This is a genomic window from Shewanella loihica PV-4, from assembly GCF_000016065.1.
Lineage (GTDB): Bacteria > Pseudomonadota > Gammaproteobacteria > Enterobacterales > Shewanellaceae > Shewanella > Shewanella loihica.
In genome coordinates this window covers 3,745,654-3,769,345 of the sequence record NC_009092.1, presented here as the reverse complement: position 1 = coordinate 3,769,345, position 23,692 = coordinate 3,745,654, and the positions used below count along the sequence as shown (strand labels likewise).

Genomic DNA, 23,692 nt, shown 5'->3' with positions numbered 1-23,692 from the left:
ATGTTAGATGCAATCAATTCCTCGCTGTTTACGCCCATAGGTGAAGATGGACTCATAGGTATCTACCTGATCCTCAATGGCTTAAAGGTGACACTGATAGTGACCCTGTTCGCCATGATCTTGGGTGCCATACTAGGCGTAGCCACCACATTGATGAAGATGTCGAGCCGCTGGTATCTGCGCTGGCCGGCCAACCTCTATGTGGGCGTGATACGCGGCACCCCAGTGGTGGTGCAGCTGGTGATCCTCTACTTTATCGTGCTGGCCACCTGGGATGTGGACAAGGTGAGCGCGGCCATCATTGCCTTCGGCCTCAACAGCGGTGCCTACATCTCTGAGATCATCCGCGCCGGCATACAGGCGGTGGATAAGGGGCAGACGGAGGCGGCGCGCTCCCTCGGCCTGTCGCAGGCGGTGACCATGAAGGAGGTGATCCTGCCTCAGGCGATCAAGAACATTCTTCCCGCCCTGGGTAACGAGTTTATCGTGCTCTTGAAAGAGACCGCGGTGATAGGCTTCATCGGCGGCGTGGATCTGATGCGCTCGGGCGAGATCATCCGTAGCCGCACCTTCGAAGACAGCGTGCCCCTGTTTACCTGTGCACTCATCTACCTGGCGTTGACCTATAGCTTCACCTTTATGTTGTCGAAGTTTGAGAAGAGGCTTAAGCAAAGTGATTAAGATTAGCAATCTGCATAAATATTTCGGCGACAACCAGGTGCTCAAGGGGATCGACGAGTCGATCGCCCGGGGTGAGGTGGTGAGCGTCATTGGCCCCAGTGGTAGCGGCAAGAGTACCTTCCTGCGCTGCATCAATCTGCTGGAACAACCCACCCAGGGGGAGATAGTGATCGATGGTCAGTCGATCACCGCGCCAGATGCCTGCATCGACAAGCTGCGGCAGAAGGTGGGTATGGTGTTCCAAAACTTTAACCTCTTTCCCCATAAGACGGTGCAGCAAAACATCACCCTGGCACCGGTGAAATTGGGCTTGATGACCCAGGCCGAGGCCGATAGCGAGGCGATGCGCCTGCTGGACCAGGTGGGACTGAGTGACAAGGCGAGCGCCTATCCCGCCAGCCTGTCTGGCGGACAGAAACAGAGGGTCGCCATCGCCCGGGCCCTGGCGATGAAGCCTGAGCTAATGCTATTTGACGAGCCCACCTCGGCGCTGGACCCCGAGATGGTGGGCGACGTGCTGGATGTGATGAAACAGCTGGCTCAGGCGGGGATGACCATGGTGATTGTCACCCACGAGATGGGCTTTGCCAAGGACGTTTCCGACAGGGTGATCTTCATGGATGGCGGCTATGTGGTGGAGAGTAATGTGCCGGCGCTGCTGTTCGGTCAGCCCCAGGAGCCGCGCACTCAGGCGTTCTTGAGCAAGGTGCTCAGGTAAGTTAAATATTCAGGTAAGTTAAATCTTCGGGTAAGAAAAATCTTCAGATGAGTATAGCGATTAGCCCTCGGCCGCTTGCTCGGCCTGCCAGAACAGGTAGTCGTGTTTGCCCTGGGCCTTGACCCGGTACATCGCCGCGTCGGCGAACTCGCAGGCACTGGCAAAGTCATCGCTCGGGGTGAAGCAGTAGATGCCGATACTCAGGCCGAGTTTGACCTCAGTGCCTTCTAAGATGATCGCCTGACGATAGACATCCAACAGCGACTGGGCTCGCTCACTGAGCAGGGTCTGGTCTTGGCTGGGGTGCAGAATCAAAAACTCATCGCCGCCGAGACGGGCGATCTGGGCCTGAGTGCCTATGACGCCCCTGAGGGTGTGGGCCACATGGACCAAGAGGTGGTCGCCAAACTTGTGGCCCAGCTTGTCGTTGAGTTCCTTAAAGCCATCGAGATCGATGAAGAAGATGCTGCCCCTGCCTCGCTGATACAGCTCCTCAAATGCCAGGGTGATCGCCTTACGATTACTCAGATTGGTGAGAGGGTCGCAGTGGGCCAGCTCAGACAGCTCCTGCTCGTAGCGCTTCTCCTGGGTGATATCCATGTGAGTGCCCATCATACGTAGCGGCGTACCATCCGGCTTGCGCTCGACGATACGGCCGCGATCGGACACCCAGGTGACCGAGCCATCCTTGTGGATCATCCGGTGCACCGCCTGATAGTAATCAGACTTGCCCTCTACATGATCTTCGAAGGCCTTTATCACCCACTCCTTATCCTCCGGATGCAGATTTTGTTTCCAGCTGTCCACATGGGCCGCAAGCTCTTCGCGACTAAAGCCCAGCAGTTCGCCCCACCGCATGTTGAAGATGGTCAGGTTGCCACTGGGAAGATGTTGCTCCCACAGGCAGAGACGGTTGCCATCGAGTGCGGCAAAGAGTTTCTCTTCGGCGCGATCGTTGAGCAGCGTTAACTTGGCGTTCTCGCGTTTGAGCGCCGCATTTTCGGCTTTTAGCTTGGCGATCAGGTCCGCCGTTTGCTCGGCACTTATATCGGCCGTTGGCTCGGCACTTGTCTCTGCCGATGGCTCTGTGTTGGCTAACTGATTAGATGGCTGCTCATCGGGCTCCATCGAAGGGGCTCTCCTTTACGTTTGTCAGGCATAAGTTAACCATTATTGGGTAGTGAAACAACTGTCTAAACAAGATGATACATTTTGCTACAGATGTTGCATCCCAGGCGTGGTGGCCGCTAGGTAAAGATTTGGAAGGCGAGCTACGAAACTTAACAAGAATTCACTTGCTAAGGTTCATGGCTAACTCATTAGCCCTAAAGCAAAAAAGAAGCCGACGAGCGGCTTCTTTTTCTATTGCTGAACGATATCTGCTGGCTTAAAGCACTGGCAGGTAAGTGATCACTCGCTCATTGCGGGCGATGATGGGGTCGACCACCAATTGCTGGAAGGTCTCACCCTTGCTGTTCATCTGATGCTTCATCAGATCGGGTGAGCTGGCGATGAGTGCCTTGAGCGTGTCTATCTGGTCGATCAGCATGAGAGCCAGCTGGTTCTCTTCGGTCGCCACATAGTTTTTGCCCTGCAGGCTGATCTGCTTGCTGGCGGCAACGGCGTCGCTGGCAAGATGAATGCCCACATACTCGCGCCACACTCTGGCCTTCTCTTCGCCGCGGTAGTCGCTGTCGCGTGATGCCAGCACCACCTGCTTGAGCATCATCTGCAGCAGGTTGCTCTTACCCTTCATCTCATAGCTGCTCTGGGGGAAGCCGAAGTAGCGTCCCAGAGAGGTTGCGTAGCTAGGAAGCGCCTCGATATGCTGGTCGGCATAATCGACGTCGTTGACATAGTACTTGGCGTCTACTGCCTTACAGCTGTCGCTCAGCACAGGCTTGGTCAGGTACTGGTTGATCTCCTGAACCGTGTTGCCCAGCGTCATCTGACACAGCATGCCTTCGAGCTGATCCTTCACCTTAGGATAATCAGCCAGGGCGTAGTAGGTGCGGCCCGTGGTGCTGCGAGGCGACTTGCGGGTCAGCAGCTGACGCATCGCCAGCAGTTTATCGGGCCACATGCCCAGTACGTCACGCTCGTTGACATAGGGATGGTTCGGGCTCGATGCCGGGGCCTTGACGCCGTTGAGCAGGCGTCCCTTGTTGGCGCTGACATCGGCGTAGAGCAGGTCCTGGTAGGCCTCGACGATATCGGCCTTGAGCAGCAGCTCTTTCAGTTTTTCAGGGGCTTGCTCGTAGGCGGTGATGATCTGACCCAGCTCGAAGCCTTCATCCAGCTTGCCGGCATTGAGACGATAGAGGCGAGTCAGAATATCTTCCAGCGAGTGCACCTTGGTCAGGGCGCGGCTGTCATCGCTGTTCATGCGATAGGTGACATGCAGGTAGATGTCGCTCAGACCGGCCGCGGTAAGGAAGGTATCGGCCGCCTTTTCCACCGCCCTTTGCGAGGCGCAGAACCAGTAGTTCTCATGGCCTGGGCAGATCTCGGCCAGCTCGTTCTGATCGAAGGCAAATAGCTCCTCAACCGTGGCCGTGTCTTCGACGAACTGACGTATGTCGCTAAAGCCTCGCAGACGATTGATGGTGTAAGGCAGGATATGATCTTCGAACAGGGTCTGACGGTTGTGACGCACGTTCATGGTGTCATAGCTGTCGTGGTAGCTGTCGATATAGTACTGCACTATGTCGTCGTTGTTGGTGCCGGCGTCGAAGCGGTTACAGTTGGAGTTGAGGGTCACATGGCCGTCGGTACAGAAGGCGAAGTAACGCAGGTCGTGCTCTTTGCCTATCTGATGCAGGGCACCATATTGGATCTCGCCCGTGATATTACCCTGGCGTAGCTCCTCGCGGCGCTTGGCATCGGCCGCTTCGAGTGATACCAGGCTGCCATCTTGGGTCTCTACCTGACGACCATAGCCGAAGCGCAGCGCCGCCAGATCGTATTTCTGGAAGGTGGTGGCGAAACGGTCAGCGTTATAGTCCATCTGGCTGGAGAAATCGGCCTTGACCGTCAGATGCGGGTAACCCGCCTCGCTGAAGGCCTGGCTGAACTTGGCGATCTCCTCTTCGTTGAAGAAGTTGGCTTGATCCCGGCTACCGGCGAAGTTGTGTCTCAGGCCAAGGGTGTGGCCCAGCTCATGGGTGAGGGTACCGGCAAAGGCCTGAGCTGCCAGCTTAGTTACCAGATCCGCCTGGAAGCTGGTGGGCATGGCTTCGATATCCTTCAGCTTGCCGCCTACGATGCCATCGACCCAGAACTGAGTGTCTTTCCAGTCAATCTCATAACCCTGAATGCCGCGCGGCAGTTCGCGCAGGGCGCCGCCTGTGAGGCCGAAGGCCTGATCCACACTCATCAGATTATGCTCGGCCCAGAAGGCTTCGGTCTTGTTCTGCTGATTGACCAGCTCCTCGAAGGGGGCGTTGCTGGCATCATCTGTGGAGAGATCCGGGATGATGGTCTGGGGCTGGGCCTCGGTGCGCGGTTGCTGCACCATAGGATCTTGGCTCTGACTGTTCTGCTCGGCAATGAGCTTGTTGGCCGCTACCTGATTGGCGCGATCGACCGCTTCCTGTGATGGGGTGTAGTCAACGCCGGTAAGATCTTTGACCGAGTTAGGGTCTAGCATGCCGCGGTTGTAGTCCAGCTGCACCCTGCGGTAGTAGCGGGTCGAGCCCTGTTGCAGGTTGGCGCTGTATTGGTCTACCCGGCCGCTGACGATCTCGCCGGTGAGCGGGTTGGCGGCAGAGGGGCCATAACCGGCCAGGCCGTTATCTAACGGTTCGTCGAACAGGGTGATGTTGCTGTAGCGCAAGTCTCCGTGTCTGCGTTCGTTGGCCTGGGCCAGCTTGAGCTCCGGCAGGCCGGTTTCGAACAGCTTGTTCTGGATGTTGATGGCGGTAATGCTCTGTTTGGCCGCGTCCAGGAAGGGCTGATTCTTCGGCTCGAAGAAGTTGTTACTCAAGAAGTAGGTGATCGCCTCCTTCTTGGGGTTGAAATGGTTGAGGTACTGGCGCACATAGCCATCTTTACCATCGGCATTGTTGCCGTCACGGTATTCATGCTGGGTGCGGAAGAAGCCGAAGGTGCCGTTCTCATCCTCACTATAAGGGATGGTGACAAAGTCCTTGCTGGCCAACTGATCTAGGGCCACGACAGAGATATATTCCGTGGTGGTGAAGGAGAGGTTGTCGAAGCTGCCCTTGAAGAACTTGCCGAAACAGGCGGGATTGGCCTGATAGGTGTGCTCGATCTCGAAGTTGAGCACCCCCTTGGCCAAGTCCATCTCATAGCCTTCCCAGTTGCCATCTTTTACTAGGTGGGCCGACTCTGTCTCTGTGGTGCACTGCTTGAAGGTGACCAGATCCGTGTAGTTCTCCTCGGCGATCTGCGCCCCTTCAAACTTAGGAATGAAGAACTTCTTCTGATCCCAGGTGATGTTGCGATCTGTGACTTCCTCTTCGCGGTTGGTACAGTCGCCCCAGTTGTCCTCTTGGCACTGGAAGTCGATGTAGTCGCCGGGAATGGTCAGCACAGGGGCCTTGTTGTACTCGTTATCGAAGCGCGAGTCGTGGTCCAGACCTATGTTGTCTCTGTCGATCTGACGCAGCTGGATGCCGTTTTCCGTCATCCGCAGGGTTACCAGCTTGGCTTCTCCCTGAGAGAAACCATGGATGGGGGCCGAGTAGCGGGGTGCCTCACCCAGGCTGCGGGTGTAGAGAAAGAGTCGCTCGGGTTGCTTGCTGGCCAGTTCGCCGGTGGTGGTCGAGGAGGTAAGTTGATCCCCCGCGGCGCCGCTGGTGGTGGCATCTTTGAAGTCTTTGACGGCGATCATCCGCTCATCTTTCTTGACCTCCTGATACGGCTCGTCTGTGCCGCAGGCGCTTAATCCTATCGCGCTCAATATGGCGATGGCGACAGTGCTCTTGTACATTGAAACCTCTCCTAGTTGTTTAATTTATAAGTGCTTTTTATAAATATTTAGTGATCGATAGATAAAACACGGAGTTGCGTTCGTCGTAGAGCGTAAAGCTGTGGGACGGGCCGCGATCCGGGTCGAAGAAATAGCCGCTGTTGTTGTGGCCTATGGCCGCCACCCAAGTGGGGGCAAAGGACCAGCCGATCTCTTCGCTGATGGTGAAACGGTTGTCGTAACGACTGGTGTTAAAGGGCTTGTTCATGGTGTAGGAGGCGTTGACATCCAGGTACCAGTTGTCGATGAACTGCCAGGTGGCATCGGCCAGCAGGCTGATGCTGTGCTCGATGAAGTGCTCGCCGTGACGGCCTATCTCATGTTCATAGGCGTTATATTTAAGCCGGGGTGAGAGATAGAAGTTCCAGTCTTGGTTCGGGCGGTAGAAGAGATAGCCAGCCAACCTAGGGGCGGCCCTCAACTTGTTTTCTTTGCTGGTATGGCCGGTAGGCAGATAGATCCCGGCGCTGCCCACATAGCTCCAGTCATTGCCCAGAGCCTTGGACGGGGTGCGATACTCTAAGAAGGTGTCGTAGAAATAGCTCTGGTTATGCCGCGTCTCCACCTCGCCACCGCTGGAGAGACGTATGCTGCCCCAGGTGTCGCGGTAGGCTATCCTGCCGCTGGCACTGAGGGCCTGGTAGGAGCTGGGGGCCGACTGCTCGAAGGTGTTGCTGGCGACGCTGGCACTGAGATAACCGGACCAATGGGAGCGCTTGGTGTCTATGGCGGCGGCGACGTTTTCATTATCGGCGAATGCCTGATTCGAAAGCAGCAGAGCCAATATGAAGCACAGAGATGTTGTTATTTGCTGCGCCGTTTTTTCTCGCATGGTTTTTTTCCAAATTGTCTTTTTCCACATGGCTATTTTCCCTATGGTTGGTTTGGGCAAGAAAATAGGCGCGCAAGGGTTCGCACTCGACAGGCGTGAGTGTGCATAAGGCATGAAATAAACCTCATCTAAAATAAATTAAAAGAAATAGCTTGGTTGGCGGCTAGGTTTGTCCGTCAAAATTGATCGCGTTATAAATAGTGGCTCAGCGCTATCTGTCTACGCGAGTCAAAATGGTATTTTGGTTGGCTAAGATGGAGTGCCCTTAATAGGTTTAATCCAGCTCATTAATAAAGAGCTGCACTCGATAATAGATTTTGGGGTACGGTATTTCGTTTGCCCGTAACCAGGCAGTCCGGCAGAGAGAAATAACAGGCAGAAGATCACAACAGTCAGTGTCATGCCGTTGCCCTGACTTTCGTGGGTCTCGCCACTTAGCGGTGGCATGCTGGGAAATAGCTGCTGATATGTGTGGTGCCAACAGGAAGATAAACCTGCGTTTTGTCTTGCAGGGGCGACCTCCTTGGTGGCCAGGCGATCTCCCTGGATGGCGCTGCAGCTCAGGCTTTGACTGGTACTGCTGGCTTGTTGCTTTGCCATTAGGCCGCCGCTCAGCTGAGTGAGTACCAGTAGCCCAAGTAACAGGCTTAAGCTCGATAGTGTGACAGATCCTTGTTTCAACATATAACCAGCTAAGTGAGAATTGATATACCACCAACTTGATACAAAGTGATACATTTAAATTCGAGACGAATATTCAATGTATGAAACCGATAATTTTTATTCAATATGAAAATAACATTAACCTCAATATTGCGGTCTTTGTCACATTCATTTTTCGATTGCGGTCTTTAATGTAAAGTTTATTAACTTTTTATTATCTAGTTGTTTACCGTTAGGTGTTAGCTTCCGGGTGATTCTAAATTAGAAATAATTTGTGATATAAGTTTGTGCATCTTTTTGTAGCTGGTTTTAAAGATGTGGTTTTGGGTTTTTGAACATTAAATATTTGATGGCAGAACTTAATTGTACAGGATTTAATTTTTCTGGCTCTAGTTAATAAAAGATTTATTTAATTAAGCAGATGATCTTTTAATGATTAGTATGAATAAATTCTGTGTCGATACTGAGGTTTAGGAATGTGGGTGTGAGTGTAATTTTGAGTATCGGTATAGGTGAAGGAGCGGCGCCTTGCTCGACAGCTTGGCTAAAGACGTGCATCGAAAGATGGATTAGAGTAGGCATTAACATTGATGATTAATGTCTCTCGTCTTATCTGCCAAAGGAGCCTATATGCCCAGTGATAGCCGTCTCAAGATTGCCTTGCCTCTGCTACTCCTGCTTGCCTCGCTGCTGATACTGTGGGCGCTCTGGTATCGCCCAAGCGATGAGTCGGGCGCCCTGTCTCCTGCCTTGGCCGCCGCCGGGATGGAGCCGCCGGTGGCAAACGCCGGCGAGCTGGCGACCCCGGCTGACAGTCAGCAGACCCAAACCAGCTTCAAGACTGTCTCTAAGGCGAGGCCGACCAAGGCGCCCAAGGATGTGGTGCTTAACTCCCTCGATGAGCTGATTGCCCTGTTCGATAGTCTGGGGTATAACCAAGCCGGTTGGCAGGCGGGCAATCGTGAGGTGCCCAGACTCACCTTCGAGGCGGTGAGTGAGCGCTGGCAGAAGACCTCGTCGCAGATCCCGGTGCAGCTGAAGAAGATGGTGTTCTTCCGTCTGATGGCGCCGCTGATCCTGGTAGCCAATGAGCAGATATTGCTGGAGCGGCAGACTATCGCCCAGGCGGCGCCGGATGCCCCCGAGCTGCTGGCCCTGGCCCGCAAGTATCGCCTGTTAACCGATGAGAGCGGCAGCCTGACCGAGGAGCAGCGTCAGCAGCTCTTAGTGAGGGTCGACATCATGCCGCCCTCTCTGGTGCTGGCCCAGGCGGCGGAGGAAAGTGGCTGGGCCACCTCTCGCTTTACCGTCGAGGGTAACGCCTTCTTCGGCCAGTGGGACTATAGTGGCAAGGGGATGAAGCCAAAGGAACAACGTAAGGAGCTGGGCAACTATGGCCTGGCGCGTTTCGACACACCGCTGGCCTCGGTGGAGGGTTATCTGCTTAACCTTAATACTAACGCCGCCTATCAGTCGTTGAGAAGCCTGAGGGCGCAGCTGCGGGCAGATAACAAACCGATCACAGGCCTGGTGCTGGCGGGTACCCTGGAGCGATATTCCGAGCGAGGTCAGGCCTATATCGACGGCATACGCCATATGATCCGCTACAACGGTCTGGATCAGGTGGATGAGGCTTACCTGAGTGACGGGGCGCCGCTGCACCTGATCAGCGCAGACGACGCCCGTGATTGAATGGCCAGCGGGGATTAGATCCCCGTCATCTGGCCGGTATAGAGGATAAAGTTGCGCAGCAAGAACACCCCTATCAGGCTGAAGCTGGCGGTGACCGCCACATAGGCGAACTTACGATCTGCCGACACTTTCATCCATAGGTTGAAGGCCAGTGGCAGGGTGAGGCCTATACCGATCACGCCGGCCCAGAAGATCCATCCCCAGAAGCCGAAGCCCAAGGCGTTGAGTGCCGCAACCTGACTCTGACCGCCAGAGAGGATCAATCCGGCGAAGAAGGTAAACAGCAGGCCAATCTCCACTAAAATCAACGGGATCTCTATGCCATGGATGAAACGCACCTCGACCCCATTGGGGTTACCTCGAAGCAGCACACCACCCAGCAGGGTCGCGGCGGCGCCGGAGGAGAGCCCGGAGATCAAGAATAGCAGCGGCAATACCGGGTTATTCAGCAGCGGGAAGCCGATCAGCGCCGACAGCAGGAAGCCGGTGTAGGCCCCAAGCGAGATGGCGAGGATCACCAAGACGCCGGTGATTGCCGCTTCCTGTTTCACCAGCCAGTTCAGCAGCCGGTTGGCGATAGGCAGACGCTTGCCCAGCAGCTGAGTGATGCGGCGCTGGAAGACGCAGGCTATCCAGGCAAACAGCACCAGCTGATAGGCCATCAGCACCAGTACCCCCATGGACATCACAGAGCTGGTGTTGTAGAACACCAAGATCTTCCAGAAATCCAGTGGCCGGGTGAGGTCGAATACCAGGATCCCCAGGCCACCAAACACGGCGACAGGCGCTATGATGGCCGCCGCCTGCACGAAGGGCGAATGCCAGGCCTCATGGGATAACTTGAAATGTTTCAGCATGATGGCGAAAAATACCGCCCCAGCTGACAGTCCGGCGAGGAAGAGGTATATGGCGATAGGCCAATGCCATACCAGGCCTTCGAAATGAAAAGCACTCATAGCATTATCTCCCCATCTATGGTTTGAATATGGAACAGCTTAGGCCGGGTGCCCAGGTCCACCTTGGCGCGGTAGCTGGGCTTGCGCTTAAGCAGCTTGACCAGATCCGACTCGGGATCCTTGAGGTTGCCGAAGGTCAGTGCCTTGGTAGGGCAGGCCTCGACACAGGCAGGCTGAAGCCCCTGAGCCAGGCGACTCTTCTGACAGAAATCGCACTTGTCGGCGGTGCGGGTCTCGGGGTGGATATACCTGACCTGATAGGGGCAGGCGGCGATGCAATACTGGCAGCCCACGCAGCGGTCGCTATTGACCGCGACTATGCCCGTCTCTTTGTCAATATAGGCGGCGCCTGTGGGGCAGACCCTTACACAGGGCGCGGCTTCGCAGTGCTGACAGGAGACACGGCTGAAGCGGTAGCTCTGATCTGGGTACTCGCCGAAGGGCCCCTTACGTTCTATCTTCACCCGGGTGACGCCCTCGGGAATATGATTGACCTCACGGCAGGCCTGGACGCAGGCGTTACAGCCGATACAGGCATTCTCATCATGCACCATGGCGTATTTGATCTCGCTTTCCTGCTCGGGCTGGAGTAGGGAATCGGCCTGGGGCGTGCGGGTGGCACCATACACAGAGACACCGGCCAGTAGGGCCCCAACCCCCTTGAGAAATTGGCGTTTAGAAACTTGCATCACAGGCCTCCTATTGTTCGACTTTGTGGCAGCCGACACACAGCTGGCTATGCTGCTGCGTATCGAGCGACAACATAGGGTCCGTCTCGGGATGAAGCTTATGGCACTGATCGCAGCCAAGGCGATTGGCGTGCACATTGTGGGTCCATTCGACTTCACCCAAGGCCTGATGGTCGTGACAGGTCAGGCAGACGGCGCCGCGTTGCTGAGCCGAGAAGGGGCTATCGGGCCCAAAGGTCATGATGGTCGATCCCTTCTTGGGATGGCTGCCTTTGGGGCCGTGACAGTCCTGACAGAGAATGGCTAGGCCAGGGCTGGCGTGTATGCCCTCGAGTTGGCCATTGCGTTTATGACACTTGATACAGCTGCGGCTGGCTTGCTCGTCGGCGGCTAAGGCATTGGGCGTTAGGCCCACTAGGCCAAGTGTTAGGACGCTGGCCAGCAGCAGAGTAGTACAAGGGGTAATTTGACACATAATGCATCCTTACACCTCAGTGAGCATGACGTTGTGGGGAAGAGGAGCGTCAAGTGGTCGGTTTGACGCTCATTGGGCGTTGCGGTGAGAGACACTCATCAGGCGGCGAGTGCGGTGCGCAGCAAGGCTTCGTCGCAATGCTTGTCTTTGTCCAGCTTAATCAGCTGCACCCCTATGTAATCCAAACATTTTTCGACAAACTTCATCTGCTCTGGAGAGCTGGCCGCAGGGTCGCTCACCACGAGTTTGACCGCAGAAGATTCGTTGTCGACGACCACGTAATCCAGGTGACAGTGCTCCATGAAGTCCTGCACCTCCTCGTGGTTCCTGAGGGAGTCATCTAAGTCGACTACATTCACCAGCGACGCTCCGTAAAGGACATCGTAGCGGTTGGCGGCGATGGCCTTTAAGCCTTTCAAAAAGTGCATTGAATCCTTGTCGAGCAAGTGAGGCTTGATGCTTACGGCGGCATCGACCAGCTGATTCTCGCTTGATCTAAAGAACTTGATGCACGTCATGACGAAGGTCACGATGACGAGAGGACAAATGATGAACAAAACAAAGTACATAAATGCATAGCTTAAAATAACGGTCGCGGTGGTGTTCATAGTAAACCTCCAAGGTTATTTTCATTTTTAACTCTCGATTTAATTATTACGCTATGGGATTTATTTACAATAATTATTGAAATCGGATTATTAAAATTTAGCCCTTGGTCAGATACTTATATTTAGCTATTTCATTTTGTAGATAATCAATAATTAGATATGTGTTTTTTAATTGTTGAATATCTGAATGTTGGCGGGGTTTATAAGATATTTTGCATGAAAATTAAGCCATTGCAATGTTTTTTGTAAATGCTTGAAATTTAGAAATATGATCAAGATCTATTTTATTTGTTTTATTAATATCGAATAAAGATATTGTCAGCTTAAATATATTTACTATACTCTGAATGGGTATATTCGATGTCGGGAGAGGTATTTTGAAATGAAAAATATGACTCTAGATAGTTTAGATATGCTGAGCGCCAATATATTAGTTAATTTGTATGAAAAGCATTCCGCTTCGTCGGTGGCGATGGAGATGAATATACCCGCGCCCAAGGTGAGTCGCTGTCTACAACACGCGCGGATGATCTTTAACGATCCCCTGTTCATCCGTAAGAAACATGGCCTAGAACCCAACGAATTTACCCGTCAACTCTATCCCCTGGTCAAGGCCCTGGTGCAGTGTGGTGAACAGCTGCATCAGCTGGAGAGCTGCCACGATCTGGCCGCGAGCCAGATGATGGTGCTCTATGTGAGTGACCTCCTGATCGCCGAACTGCCCCAACGCCTGAGCGGCGCCATCAACGAGGCGCAGCTGCCTATCAGCTATGAGCTGCGCACCGGCTCTGTGGATCTGCAAGAAGATCTGGCCCAGGGACTGATCGATCTGGCGATCGTCAGCGAGTCCTCGGACAAGGCGCTGCAGGACGACAGACTCACCATCACGCCCCTCAAGCAGTTGACCCACCTGTATCTGCTCTGCTCCCTCAAGCATCCCCTGTTGCAGCAGGAGATCAGCCTGGCCAACATCGCCAACTATCCCTACCTGAGCGCCTTCGGTCAGCTGGACAGGCAGGCGCCGGATCCTTTCCAGCGCTACTGCACTCAGCAGCGCCTAAGCTGTCATCTGGCACCTGTGGATCTGGGACGTGAGGGGCTGGAGTTTAATCAGCTGTATCGCTATCTATCCGACGACAAGACGGTGAGCCTGCTGCCTTACAGCAGGGTGTATGAGCATAGCGAGCTGCTACCCGGCTTGCATGTGTGCTGCCTGTCGGGCATGGATACCGCGCGCCTCTATCAAGATCAGCCCTATCCTAGGCTCTACATGTTGAGTCGTAGCGGTCGCAGCGCCGCCCATCTGGATTGGTTGAAGCAGGAGATAGGTCAGCTGATCAGTCAGAACGTGCACTAACACTGTCATTAATACGAGGCACTAATAACAGGCACTACAACAAGTACCAGCACAGGCAGCAACTAACCTACTGGTTCATTCGCAGCCTTATTGCGGCGCTAACTAAAGGCTCTGGCTAAAGGCTTATGCTAAGGGCTCTGGCTAAGGGCTTATGCTGAAGGCTCTGGCGCTATGCTCGGCTGGGCGAGGGGCGTACGCTCCTGAGCCACCTGATCGCAGTGGGCCTGCATCTCGATCAGCTTCTCCGTCAGTACCCGGCGCAGGCAGTTGGCTAGCTCTGGTTTGATCCCCTTGTGGCAATGCAGATAGTAGCTCTCGGTCTCGAGATCTCGGGTCTGCAGCCAGATCCTGGAGATATCCAGATAGTCCACATCGTCGCGATTCTCGAAATAGCTCATCGACATGGCCGAGGAGAGCAGGGCGATATCCTCGCTGTGACTCACATGATCCACCAACATCCTCAGGCTCGGGCTCTTGAGGGCCACGCGGATCTCTATCTGCCTGGCCTTGGCATACAGCTCTATGGGGTGGGGCTCCTGCTCCTGCAGGTGAGTGTTCACTAGGGCGATATGGTAGTTAAACATCTGCGCTAAGGGATCGTCGCTGGTTAAGATAGGGTGGTCACGGCGGGCGACGATGAAGAAATGGGTGATATCCCCCAGCTTAAAGTTGTTCACCATGGGGTGATTAATCGGCTCGGTGGAGATGCTGCAGTCGACCTTGCCCTGACACAGACGCTGATTGACCTTATCGGTCCAGGGCTGAATATTGATGCTGACGCCGCCCTCGATACAGTGGCAGGTGTTGTGCACACAGTTCATCGCCATCAGCGACCACTGCTCATAGGTGGCGACACAGAGCTGATAGGGCTCGGCACCCTTGTCTATGGTGGCGGCCACTATCTTGTCGTACTGTTCCACTATGGTCTTGACCATGGGATAGATGGTGAGGGCGACCTGATTGGGCTCGAAGCCATATTGCTGGCGGATAAAGAGCTCGTCCTCCAGCACCTCCCGCAGGCAGGTCAGGCTGCGGCTCACCTTAGACTGAGTGGTACGCAATCGCTCGGCCACCGCACTGCCGCTCTTCAGCTCAACCAGTCCGATAAATACCTGCAGGGTATAGTAATCGAGTCGGCTCACTTTCTTCAGCATGACAATATCCCTCTATCGGCAGTTTTCGATGGCGTTAACAGGCAAAAGTAATAGATCTTATATTTAAAAATTAACCATTTGCTGAACGATCCTTGTAGCACAAGTTGGTTAAAAATTCTGCGGATCACATCACAGTTAACTTGTGGTTAACCTTTTGCTAAATCGCCAGCTAAGCCTGACAACACAGAGTTTTAGCCACCTTGCCAGGGTTTCTGTAACAAAAAGATACACCTAGGGGCGAGTGACTGTGGGCCGCGGGTGCAGGGGACAGATCGCCGTGAGCTGAATTCCCTGAGGCTAGAGGATCTGTTTAGCCGGCAGCAGGCTTGTTAGTCGGAGCTGTTGCGCGGTGAGCCTCGCCTAGCTTGAGTGACTATTTCTGGGAGAAGGTTAGGGGTTTCCAAGGCCAAATGTTGCGGGGAAATTGAAGGCTATATACCCGCACAGATGTAGCCCAAATGTTACATAAAGGTACGTTTTTCTTTGCCGTCGTTTGATATACCTAATGCGCATGTAAATGCATGAAAAATAATAAGCTTATGATTTCAAAGGAATATCAATGCGTACCCAACAAATGTTTAAGCGAAGCGCCGTCGCCAGCCTGACCGCGCTCTATCTCGCCGGGGCGGGCTCGATTGCCATCGCTCAGCCGGGGATGGAGAAGGTGCCTGGCACCAGCTTCTACACCCCGACCTTTACCGCCGAAGATATTCAGCGGGTCAACGAGGAACGTCAACTCGAGTTGAGTGGCGAGGTCTACCTGGGCACACCTGGGCAGATCAACCGCGTCAAGAAGGCGCGCACGCCTGAGGAGATCTTCACGCCATCGGAAAAAGCCAGCGGGGTGCAGACCTATATCGTTCAGCTCGATGCCGAGCCGCTCGCCACCTATGCCGGTGACGTGCCGGGCTACGCCGCCACCACGGCGCCCAAAAACCGCTCAGTGATCGCCAAGGGCCGAGTCGCGGTCAATACCGCCTCGGCTCAATCCTACAAGCAATACCTGGTGTCCAAGCAGGATAAGTTTATCGCCAGCGCCCGTCAGGCCGGCGCCTCGGTGAAGGTGACTAAGCAGTTCACCCTGGCGAGCAATGCCATGGTGGTGGAGATGACCCAGGAAGATGCCATCAAGATGTCTCATCAGCGTGGCGTCACCCGCATCTCGCCTAACCGCGTGTTCCAGCTGCGCACCGACCGTGGCCCCGAGTTCATCGGCGCCGACAAGGTGTGGCAGGGCACGGCAACCTCGGGCAGCCTGGCCGCCAAGGGTGAGGGTATGGTCGTGGGTATCATAGACACGGGGATCAACACAGATCACCCGGCGTTTGCCGACGATGAGGCCTACGCCACGACTAACCCCTTCGGCGCCGACAACGGCGTGGGCGATTGTGTCGACTCGCCAGAGCTGTGTAACAACAAGCTTATCGGTCTGCACTCCTATCCTGAGATCACCGATATCTATGCGGCGCCCGAGTTTCAAACCGGCGGCCGCCCCGTGATGATCCGCCCGGCCAATGGCGAAGACTATAACGGCCACGGCTCTCACACCGCCAGCACGGTCGCGGGTAATACTCTGACCGACACCCCGCTGCAAACCTTTAGCGGCGAGGCGACCAGCGACGGCATCAATGTGCCCTTTAACTTCCCACAAACCAGTGGTGTGGCGCCCCGCGCCCATATCATCGCCTATCAGGTCTGTTGGCCAGGTGGCAGTGGCGACCCCTATGCGGGTTGTCCCGAGTCGGCGATCCTGTCTGCATTTGAAGATGCGATAGCCGATGGCGTCGATGCCATCAACTTCTCTATCGGCGGCGCCGAGTCTCTGCCTTGGGCCGATCCCATGGAGCTTGCCTTCCTGGCGGCCCGTGAGGCGGGGATCTCTGTCGCCGTGGCGGCGGGTAACAACGGCGCCTACTGGTCGTCGGATCACAGCTCGCCTTGGGTGACTACCGTAGGTGCCAGCACCCATGATCGTCAGCTCGACGCCGGGGTGAAGACCCTAGGTGAGTTCGAAGGGGTAAGCGCGCCAACCGCGCCTATGCAGGGTAAGAGCTTCTCCGGTGGTATTACGGGCCAGGTGGTGATGGCCGAGAAATATGCCGACCCGGATCTTAACGATGGCTATAACGCCGCCAGCTGTAATGCGCCTTTCCCTGCCGGTACCTTCACCAGCGATCAGATCGTGGTGTGTGAGCGCGGCGACATCGCTCGCGTCGACAAGGCCAAGAACGTGGCGGCCGGTGGCGCAGGTGGTTTCATCCTGCAAAACATCAGCTACTCGGCGGACAACCTGGTGGCGGACAACTTCGTGCTGCCCGGCATTCAGATCAAGGCCGCCGAGCGCTACAAGCTGCGTAACTGGGTAAACCGTAACGGCGAAGCCGCCCGCGCGACCATCTCAGACTATAGCAACGACTATTACTTGGACGCTGAGCTGGGCAACAACCTGGCGACCTTCAGCTCCATGGGGCCGAGCCGCACCAACAACACTCTGGTACCGGATCTGACGGCGCCGGGTGTCGACATCTATGCGGCCAACGCCGACGATCAACCCTTCACCTACTCGCCGACGGCCTCCGACTGGACCTTCATGAGCGGCACCTCGATGGCGACGCCTCATGTGACCGGCGCCATGACGCTGCTGAGTCAGATCCATCCAGACTGGACGCCGGCTGAGATCCAATCGGCGCTGATGCTAACGGCGGGCCCAGTGATGCTCAACACCGGCTATCAGCTGATCGAGCCTTACTACAACTTCATGGCCGGGGCAGGGGCGATCAACGTGGCGCGCGCCGCAGACACCGGCCTGTTGATGGATGAGACTGTCGAAAACTACCGCAATGCCGACCCGAGCAACGGCGGCCTGGTGAATTGGCTTAACATCCCCTCTATGGTGGAGATGGAGTGCACCGACACCTGCAGCTGGATGCGTACGGTCAAGGCGACCCGTGACGGTACCTGGACGGTTGAGGGTATCGGCAAGGAGGAGGGCTTCGAGCTGACGGTATCGCCGGCGCAGTTCTCCCTCAAGGCGGGTGAGACCCAGAGCATTATCGTGACGGCGACACCGCCGAGCAAGATAGAGATCAAGGTAGATCCCGAAGAGGCCGACGGCCCGTGGGATGCTGTGCTCAACAAGGACACCTTCTTCAACGGCCAGGTGGTGTTGAAGGAGCAGGGTGACAGATCGCCAGAGGTGCACATGCCCGTAGTGGTGGCCACCAGTGGCGAGCAGCTGCCCGTGTCACATCATTTCGAGATCACCAGGGATCAAGGCACAGAAACCCTGACGGTGAATACCGATGCCTACAGCCAGCTGACGCCGCGCTTCTACGGCCCGGTGAAGCCAGAGGTGTATAGCAATCGTCTGACCGCCGTGGGGCCTTTCCTGCGTCAGGATTATATCGAGAAGGGCTGGGATATCCGCACCATCACGGTACCCGAGGGCGCCAAGCGTCTGGTGGTCGAGGTGCAGAAGGCAGGAGTGGTGAGCACCCTCGAGGATCTCAACCCTCGCTACACCACGCCTCATCCGTTTGTGATTGTGGGTCTGGATGAGAACGACAACGGCACCTTCGTGCCAGACAGCGAAGCCGACAGCAGCGCCATCAAGGCGGAATACTCGGCGGAAACCGTTTGTCTCTCAACCAGTCAGGCGGAGCATAACTACTGTAGCCTGGAAAACCCGGCGCCCGGCACTTACTGGGTTGCTACCGCCATGGCCTATGGTCAGGGTGAAGTGGACGTGGATACAGGCTACGCCATCATCATGGAAGATGACGATCGCGGTAACCTGAGCATCACGGGTCCAGCCTCGCACGATGGCAACGGTAACTATGAGATCGGCATCAACTGGAACCTGCCACAGACCCAGGCCGGTGATATCTACTATGGTGGTTTCGACCTCGGCAACATGCCGGGCGCCGAGGGCACCCTGGGCTTCACCGCCCTGGATATCCGCCGCGCCGACGATGCGGTGACCTGGGAAGTGAGCCAGGACAAGGCACGTAGCATGGATGTGGTGGATATCAGCCTGAAGATCGCCGCCAACATGGAGACTCAGGACCGTCAGTACCAGTTTGCCCTGCAACTGCCTGAGGGGATGCGTCTGGCACCTGCGACCCTGACCACCAACAACGATCAGGTGACTCAGGCGGTGACCGCCGATGAGCGCGGCTTTACCCTGACAGGCATGCAGGCATCCACCCGCGACGTACAGCGCGAGTACAAGATGACCACTAACCTGACCGACAAGATGTGTCGCACGCCGATGATCGACGAGTACTCGACCGGTGGCTATATCGACCTGTTCGGTGAGTTTAAGATGCAGCCGCTGGCCGACTGGTTTGTGGGCGACTATCGCAGCGCCTTCGATGTGCCTATCGACTGGTTGTTCTACAAGGAAGGCGCCAAGTTCGAGCTGTACAACCAGCCGAACGCCGGTTATCTGCGCATGCATACCGTAGGAGCTATGCAGCTCAACACGGGTTACTGGTACATGATGCTGCACCGTGGTCCAGGCTTCCTGGTCGAGGCGCTGGCGCCATTCTGGCGTGGCAGCTTCGAAGGTAAGTATCGTCGTCACTGGGAAGATCCGTGGGGACTGACCATTGCCTCTCAGTATGCCGAGGAGCGTCCAGACCTTGGAGATCTACTCTTCCTCGAGTTCGATAACGTGACCGATAAGAACACAGGCGAAGAGTATGATTTCGAAACGATTCTGCGTAGCGGCATCGACGACCGTCCGGGTCAGTTCGAGATCATCTATGCCTACGACAACCTGGGTGCCGATCTGGCCAAGGGTGCCGTGTTCCTCGAAGGTTTCGATACTCAGTGGTCGACCAAGGCGGGCGCCAAGGGCGGCGGTCTCTATGAGGTGCTGGGCTTCGATAACTTAGATGAGGTGCTAGCCGACGATCTCGTGGTCTGTTTCGACTATGTGGGACCTGAGCAGAGCCGTATGGAGGTCAACTTCAAGGCGGTGATCAAGCCTGAGGCGACAGGTACGGTGCAAGACATAGTGCTGGATTATGACCTGGAAGGCGCACCGTCGATTCAGCTCACCCACGCCATCAGCGTCCAAGGCAACATACAGATCGCCGAGATTGCCGATCAGGTCGTGGCCGAGAACACGCCGCTGGAAGGGCTGACGGTAAGCTATATCGATGCCAACAAGGTGCCGAACACGGTAGAGGTAACAGGCGAGCACATCACGGCCGAGGTGCAGGGCAACAGCTTTACCCTGATCCCAGAGGCCAACTTCCACGGTGACACCCTTGTCACTGTGACCGTGCGCGATAACGAGCACAGTGGCGATGCCGCCAGCACCAGCTTCATGCTGACGGTAGAATCTGATGGCGTCGAGCCGACACCGCCGCCTCAGCCTGAGGTTGTGCAGCCTGAGTCGAGCTCGGGTGGTGCCTTAGGCTTGGGTCTGCTTGGCCTGCTGCCGCTGGCACTGCTGCGTCGCCGTAAGGCCATGGCGCGTCTGAGCTAATATGGCTGCATAAGATGGCTAATTAAAAAGGTCAAAAGTATGGCCAAACAAGCATTTCGGGTATGACCCAAGATGCTTGAAGCTAAAGTGAAAAAGAGGAGCCTAGGCTCCTCTTTTTTATGCCAGTAATCTTGGCATCGACCTAACTCCTTAACCTTTAACCTCTAGCCTAGAGCCTGCAGCCGGTTCTTCTGCTTCTGATAGAAGTAGGCCACCGTCAGCAGCATAATGCCGATAACGATGAAGGCGACCACCTTCTGCACCAGCACGAAGGAGGCCATGTCGATAAACAATATCTTGAGACAGGCGAGGCCGAAGAGGATCCCCGCCATGCGTATCAGGCTGGTCTGTTGCGGTCGCAGGCTGAGGAACATGAGCGCGCTGCCGTGGCTCACCAACAGGATGCTGCTGACAGGCGCGGCTACCTGATCCCCCAGCTGATAACTCCAGAGGAAATAGCTCACCGCCAACAGGCTGTGCCAGCCCCACAGCAGGGCGGGCTTGGGCAGCAGCTTCTTGTGGGACGCTATGCCGAGTCGCTTGCCCCTGAGATACCAGGCGAGCACCACCAATATGCCCAGCTCGCTGAGGCTAAACAGCAGGCTGCTCATGTCCAGCCCCAGGGGGCGATCGCCGTGCAATATGATGGGCGCCAGCGGCAGCAAGAGTAGCAGGCCATAGGCGAGATCGTAGCCGGGTCTCAGCGCCTTGGCGAAACGTCTGCCCAGGGCGTTGTCACGCTCGACCAGCAGGGCAAAGTAGCCGGTCAACGCCAGGAATACCAGGGACCAACCCGGGGCGATAAGCCCAGACAGGGTCTGCACGGCAACGGCCAGGACCAAGGCAAAATAGAAGGGACTCAACTGCCAGGGGAAGCGCAGTAATATGCGCCAGTGCCGGTTCATTTGCTCATAGCGGCCGTGCACTGTGCCTAGGGCCAGCGCGCCTATGGCGAGGGCGATTAACCCCTGCCACTGATTGTCCAGACAGCTAATGGCGGTGAACAGCATGGCCGTGGCACATAACACTTGCGTCTCGATCACCAGACTCCGGTGGCGCACGAACCTCGCGAGGCCAAGGGCCATGGCGCTGGCCAGCCAGAGGTAGATGGGGAGCAGCTCCAGATAGCTGCGCAGCACCTTAGGCAGCAGCAGGAGTGGCAGCGCCAGGTAACAGATGAGCTGAGCATAGTAGGCCAGACTTAGCAGCGGCGACTGAGGTGTGTATCGCTTATACCAGTTGTAGGCCAGCAGCAGGCTGCCGAACAGCTCGATACGCGCCAGCTTGGCGTTGAGAGGCTGCTGGGCAAAGTTGACGCTGCCCGCCTCTAGCATGCCCAGCATGATGAGGCCGCCTAGCGGCAGTAGCCAGAACCAGGCCATGATCTCGGTAAAGCGCAGCCCGTCTCGCTTACCCAGGTAGAGCAGCATCAAGGCGATCAGTGGCAGGCCGTTGAGATAGAAGTCTGGGCTCAAGCAGTAGCCGATAAATAGGGCGGTGATCGCCAGCAGCTGACCCAAAACGCCCTGCAGGGCGCGGCGCAGCAGTCGCTCCATCCCGGCAAGCCTATCCCCCAGGGCATCAATCAGGCGTATCGCCTGATAACAGGCTGCGCAGCTTAGTGCCATAGTGATGCAAAGTGTGAGAATGAGGATAAGGTTATCTGTCATTCCCGCGGCGCCACCCAGCTTGCGGTGACTCACTGCCAGGCTGTCGAACAGGGTCAGCAGGTTGCTGCCAAGGCCCATCGCCAACAGGATATAGGCCTCGGTGCGAATCGCGATAAAATCATGTTTAGCGCCGAGCCAGAGTAGCAGCAGTGCCTCGATCAACAGCACCAAGCCAAGGAGATCGGCGCTGATGAGGTAGAGCGCCGCCACCCCGGCGAACACCCCGGCCGCGGCCAGCATCAGCGGTGCGATCAGGCTATCGCGCCGTATCTTCCAATAGAGCAGGGTGCAGATGGCGCCGTTGATCGCGAACAGCTCGCCGGCGTAGTGGGTGAACTCCCCCAGGGTATAGAGGGTGAAACAGAGCATGGCCACGGGCACCATGAGCAGGCGCGCACTGGGCTCCCGCTTGGTCTGGAGCCAGAGGCTACCCAGGCCATAGAGATAGAAGAGGGCATTGATGCACCCCAGCGCCAGCATGGCCATGGGGTCGATGGGCGCCAGCGGCAGAAACAGAAAGAAGCTCAGTAGCTGCACGCAGGCGATATGCAGCAGCGCGGTGATCTCTATCAGCACGGGCCAGTTTAGCCTGTGACTCTGCACCAGGGAGCAGGCGCCTATGATAAGCAAATAGGGCAGATAGAGCAGTGGCGCCTGGCTGGCATCGAGCAGCATAAGCGGCGCCAGCGAGCCGCCGCACAGGGCGATGATGGCCACCACCTTAGTCTCCTGCTTCATCGCCAGGCCGTAACCCAAGAGGGTGTTGACCAGCATCAGCGAGAAGGCGGCGCTCTCGGGGATCAGCTCAAAATAGGGGCCGAGGAAATAGATACAGAGGTAATTTAAGATGACGCCGAGTCCGACTATGCCCGAGGCATAGTCCTCCATACCGGGCCTGGCCCGCCGGATAAACAGGCCGCCGGCGATCACGCTGTTGGCCGTGATAAGCCCTAGCATGGCCTTGCCAAGCTCGGAGAACCAGTGGTTGATGGAGTATTGCAGCAGGTAGCCAAAGCCCAGGGTCAGGGTGATAATGCCCGCGAGGGTCATCAGAAATACCGCGCCCTGTCCCTTGGCCTGATAGTGTTGATAGAAGGCCTTGGCCTGCTCGCCGAGTCCGCCGAAGGGGCCGAGTAGCAAATTAACCAGCTGGCCCAAAGAGCCCTGTAGCTGGGCCACCGAGTTAGCCAGCTGTTTGCCAATACCTGGAGTGGCGGCCTTCTGTTTTGTGGTTATCGTTGAGCGAGCCGAAGGCTGAGTTTTAGCCTGTTTCTCTGCTTGAGGGGGCTGGCGCTGCCAGGCGTCGTGGCGATAGCTGGTATCGGCCTGCTGGCTGAGTTCGCCTTGCTGGGGTGACGGTGTCTGCTCTAACTCTAGCTGCGCAGACTGTAACGGCTCTGGTTTTAACTGCTCTGGCTGAGTCTGCCATGGCAAGTATTGGCTTGAGTGGCTAGGCGCCGATGCAGAGGTTGAATCTATAGAATTTGTGTGCGCAGTCGTCGATTGCGTCTGCTCTGGATGTTCGGCCTGGTCGTAGCCTTCAAGGGCATTTACCCGCGCGTTGAGCTCGGCCAGCTGCTGGCTAAACTCCGCTAACTGACTCGTGAGCGCCGCGCGGTCCGATGCCTGCTGTGATTGCATCGCCTCCAGGGCCTGAGTGAGCTTGTTGACATCTTCCTTCAGTGTCATCGCCTTTCCTTTGGTCTT

General features: G+C 56.1%; 15 protein-coding genes. 5 read left to right on the top strand and 10 right to left on the bottom strand.

The window, feature by feature from the left end:
• Both SHEW_RS16385 and SHEW_RS16380 read left to right on the top strand, forming a co-directional pair.
• Positions 1-681: an amino acid ABC transporter permease gene (locus tag SHEW_RS16385; protein ID WP_011866961.1), complete on the top strand. Its 681-nt coding sequence runs from the start codon at positions 1-3 to the stop codon at positions 679-681.
• Positions 674-1,399 (top strand): amino acid ABC transporter ATP-binding protein, encoded by a 726-nt coding sequence (locus SHEW_RS16380; RefSeq protein ID WP_011866960.1) that lies wholly within the window; start codon positions 674-676, stop codon positions 1,397-1,399. The genes SHEW_RS16385 and SHEW_RS16380 overlap by 8 nt, the downstream gene beginning before the upstream one ends.
• A 60-nt stretch (positions 1,400-1,459) precedes the next feature.
• On the opposite strand, the gene SHEW_RS16375 is transcribed toward SHEW_RS16380, so the two are convergent.
• The 4 genes from SHEW_RS16375 to SHEW_RS16360 all read right to left on the bottom strand — a co-directional run bounded on the left by SHEW_RS16375 (position 1,460) and on the right by SHEW_RS16360 (position 7,908).
• On the bottom strand, positions 1,460-2,527 hold the full coding sequence (locus tag SHEW_RS16375; RefSeq protein ID WP_011866959.1) for a diguanylate cyclase domain-containing protein: 1,068 nt from the start codon (positions 2,525-2,527) through the stop codon (positions 1,460-1,462).
• Between the two features lie 259 nt (positions 2,528-2,786).
• Positions 2,787-6,353 carry a zinc-dependent metalloprotease gene (locus SHEW_RS16370; RefSeq protein ID WP_011866958.1) on the bottom strand — a complete coding sequence of 1,189 codons (3,567 nt, stop codon included), beginning with the start codon at positions 6,351-6,353 and terminating at the stop codon, positions 2,787-2,789.
• Positions 6,354-6,390: 37 nt separating this feature from the next.
• On the bottom strand, positions 6,391-7,224 hold the full coding sequence (locus SHEW_RS16365) for a hypothetical protein (RefSeq protein ID WP_041406724.1): 834 nt from the start codon (positions 7,222-7,224) through the stop codon (positions 6,391-6,393).
• A gap of 249 nt (positions 7,225-7,473) precedes the next feature.
• Positions 7,474-7,908 (bottom strand): hypothetical protein, encoded by a 435-nt coding sequence (locus SHEW_RS16360; protein ID WP_041406723.1) that lies wholly within the window; start codon positions 7,906-7,908, stop codon positions 7,474-7,476.
• A gap of 609 nt (positions 7,909-8,517) precedes the next feature.
• Here SHEW_RS16360 and SHEW_RS16355 point away from each other — a divergent pair.
• On the top strand, positions 8,518-9,579 hold the full coding sequence (locus tag SHEW_RS16355; protein ID WP_011866955.1) for a glucosaminidase domain-containing protein: 1,062 nt from the start codon (positions 8,518-8,520) through the stop codon (positions 9,577-9,579).
• A 14-nt stretch (positions 9,580-9,593) separates the two neighbouring features.
• Here SHEW_RS16355 and nrfD read toward each other — a convergent pair whose 3' ends face one another.
• From nrfD to SHEW_RS16335, 4 genes are all read right to left on the bottom strand, one after another.
• Positions 9,594-10,535: a cytochrome c nitrite reductase subunit NrfD gene (gene nrfD / locus SHEW_RS16350; protein ID WP_011866954.1), complete on the bottom strand. Its 942-nt coding sequence runs from the start codon at positions 10,533-10,535 to the stop codon at positions 9,594-9,596.
• Entirely contained in the window at positions 10,532-11,224 is a 693-nt protein-coding gene (locus tag SHEW_RS16345) for a 4Fe-4S dicluster domain-containing protein (protein ID WP_011866953.1), read from the bottom strand. Before SHEW_RS16345 ends, nrfD begins: the two co-directional genes overlap by 4 nt.
• 10 nt (positions 11,225-11,234) lie before the next feature.
• Complete coding sequence (locus SHEW_RS16340; protein ID WP_011866952.1) at positions 11,235-11,699, bottom strand: cytochrome c3 family protein; 465 nt, start codon at positions 11,697-11,699, stop codon at positions 11,235-11,237.
• Between the two features lie 98 nt (positions 11,700-11,797).
• Positions 11,798-12,127 carry a PDDEXK family nuclease gene (locus SHEW_RS16335; RefSeq protein ID WP_398350090.1) on the bottom strand — a complete coding sequence of 110 codons (330 nt, stop codon included), beginning with the start codon at positions 12,125-12,127 and terminating at the stop codon, positions 11,798-11,800.
• 562 nt (positions 12,128-12,689) lie between these two features.
• Between SHEW_RS16335 and SHEW_RS16330 the strand changes: the two genes are divergently transcribed.
• Positions 12,690-13,664 carry a LysR substrate-binding domain-containing protein gene (locus SHEW_RS16330; RefSeq protein ID WP_011866950.1) on the top strand — a complete coding sequence of 325 codons (975 nt, stop codon included), beginning with the start codon at positions 12,690-12,692 and terminating at the stop codon, positions 13,662-13,664.
• A gap of 149 nt (positions 13,665-13,813) precedes the next feature.
• Here the strand turns inward: SHEW_RS16330 and SHEW_RS16325 are convergent, their stop codons facing one another.
• The gene (locus SHEW_RS16325; protein ID WP_011866949.1) at positions 13,814-14,818 is read right to left on the bottom strand and encodes a LysR family transcriptional regulator; all 1,005 of its coding nucleotides are present in this window, start codon (positions 14,816-14,818) and stop codon (positions 13,814-13,816) included.
• Between the two features lie 559 nt (positions 14,819-15,377).
• Between SHEW_RS16325 and SHEW_RS16320 the strand changes: the two genes are divergently transcribed.
• Positions 15,378-20,315, top strand: coding sequence for a S8 family serine peptidase (locus tag SHEW_RS16320; RefSeq protein ID WP_011866948.1), 4,938 nt, complete (start codon positions 15,378-15,380; stop codon positions 20,313-20,315).
• Between the two features lie 164 nt (positions 20,316-20,479).
• On the opposite strand, the gene SHEW_RS16315 is transcribed toward SHEW_RS16320, so the two are convergent.
• Positions 20,480-23,674, bottom strand: coding sequence for a DUF2339 domain-containing protein (locus SHEW_RS16315; RefSeq protein WP_011866947.1), 3,195 nt, complete (start codon positions 23,672-23,674; stop codon positions 20,480-20,482).
• Positions 23,675-23,692: the final 18 nt, after the last annotated feature.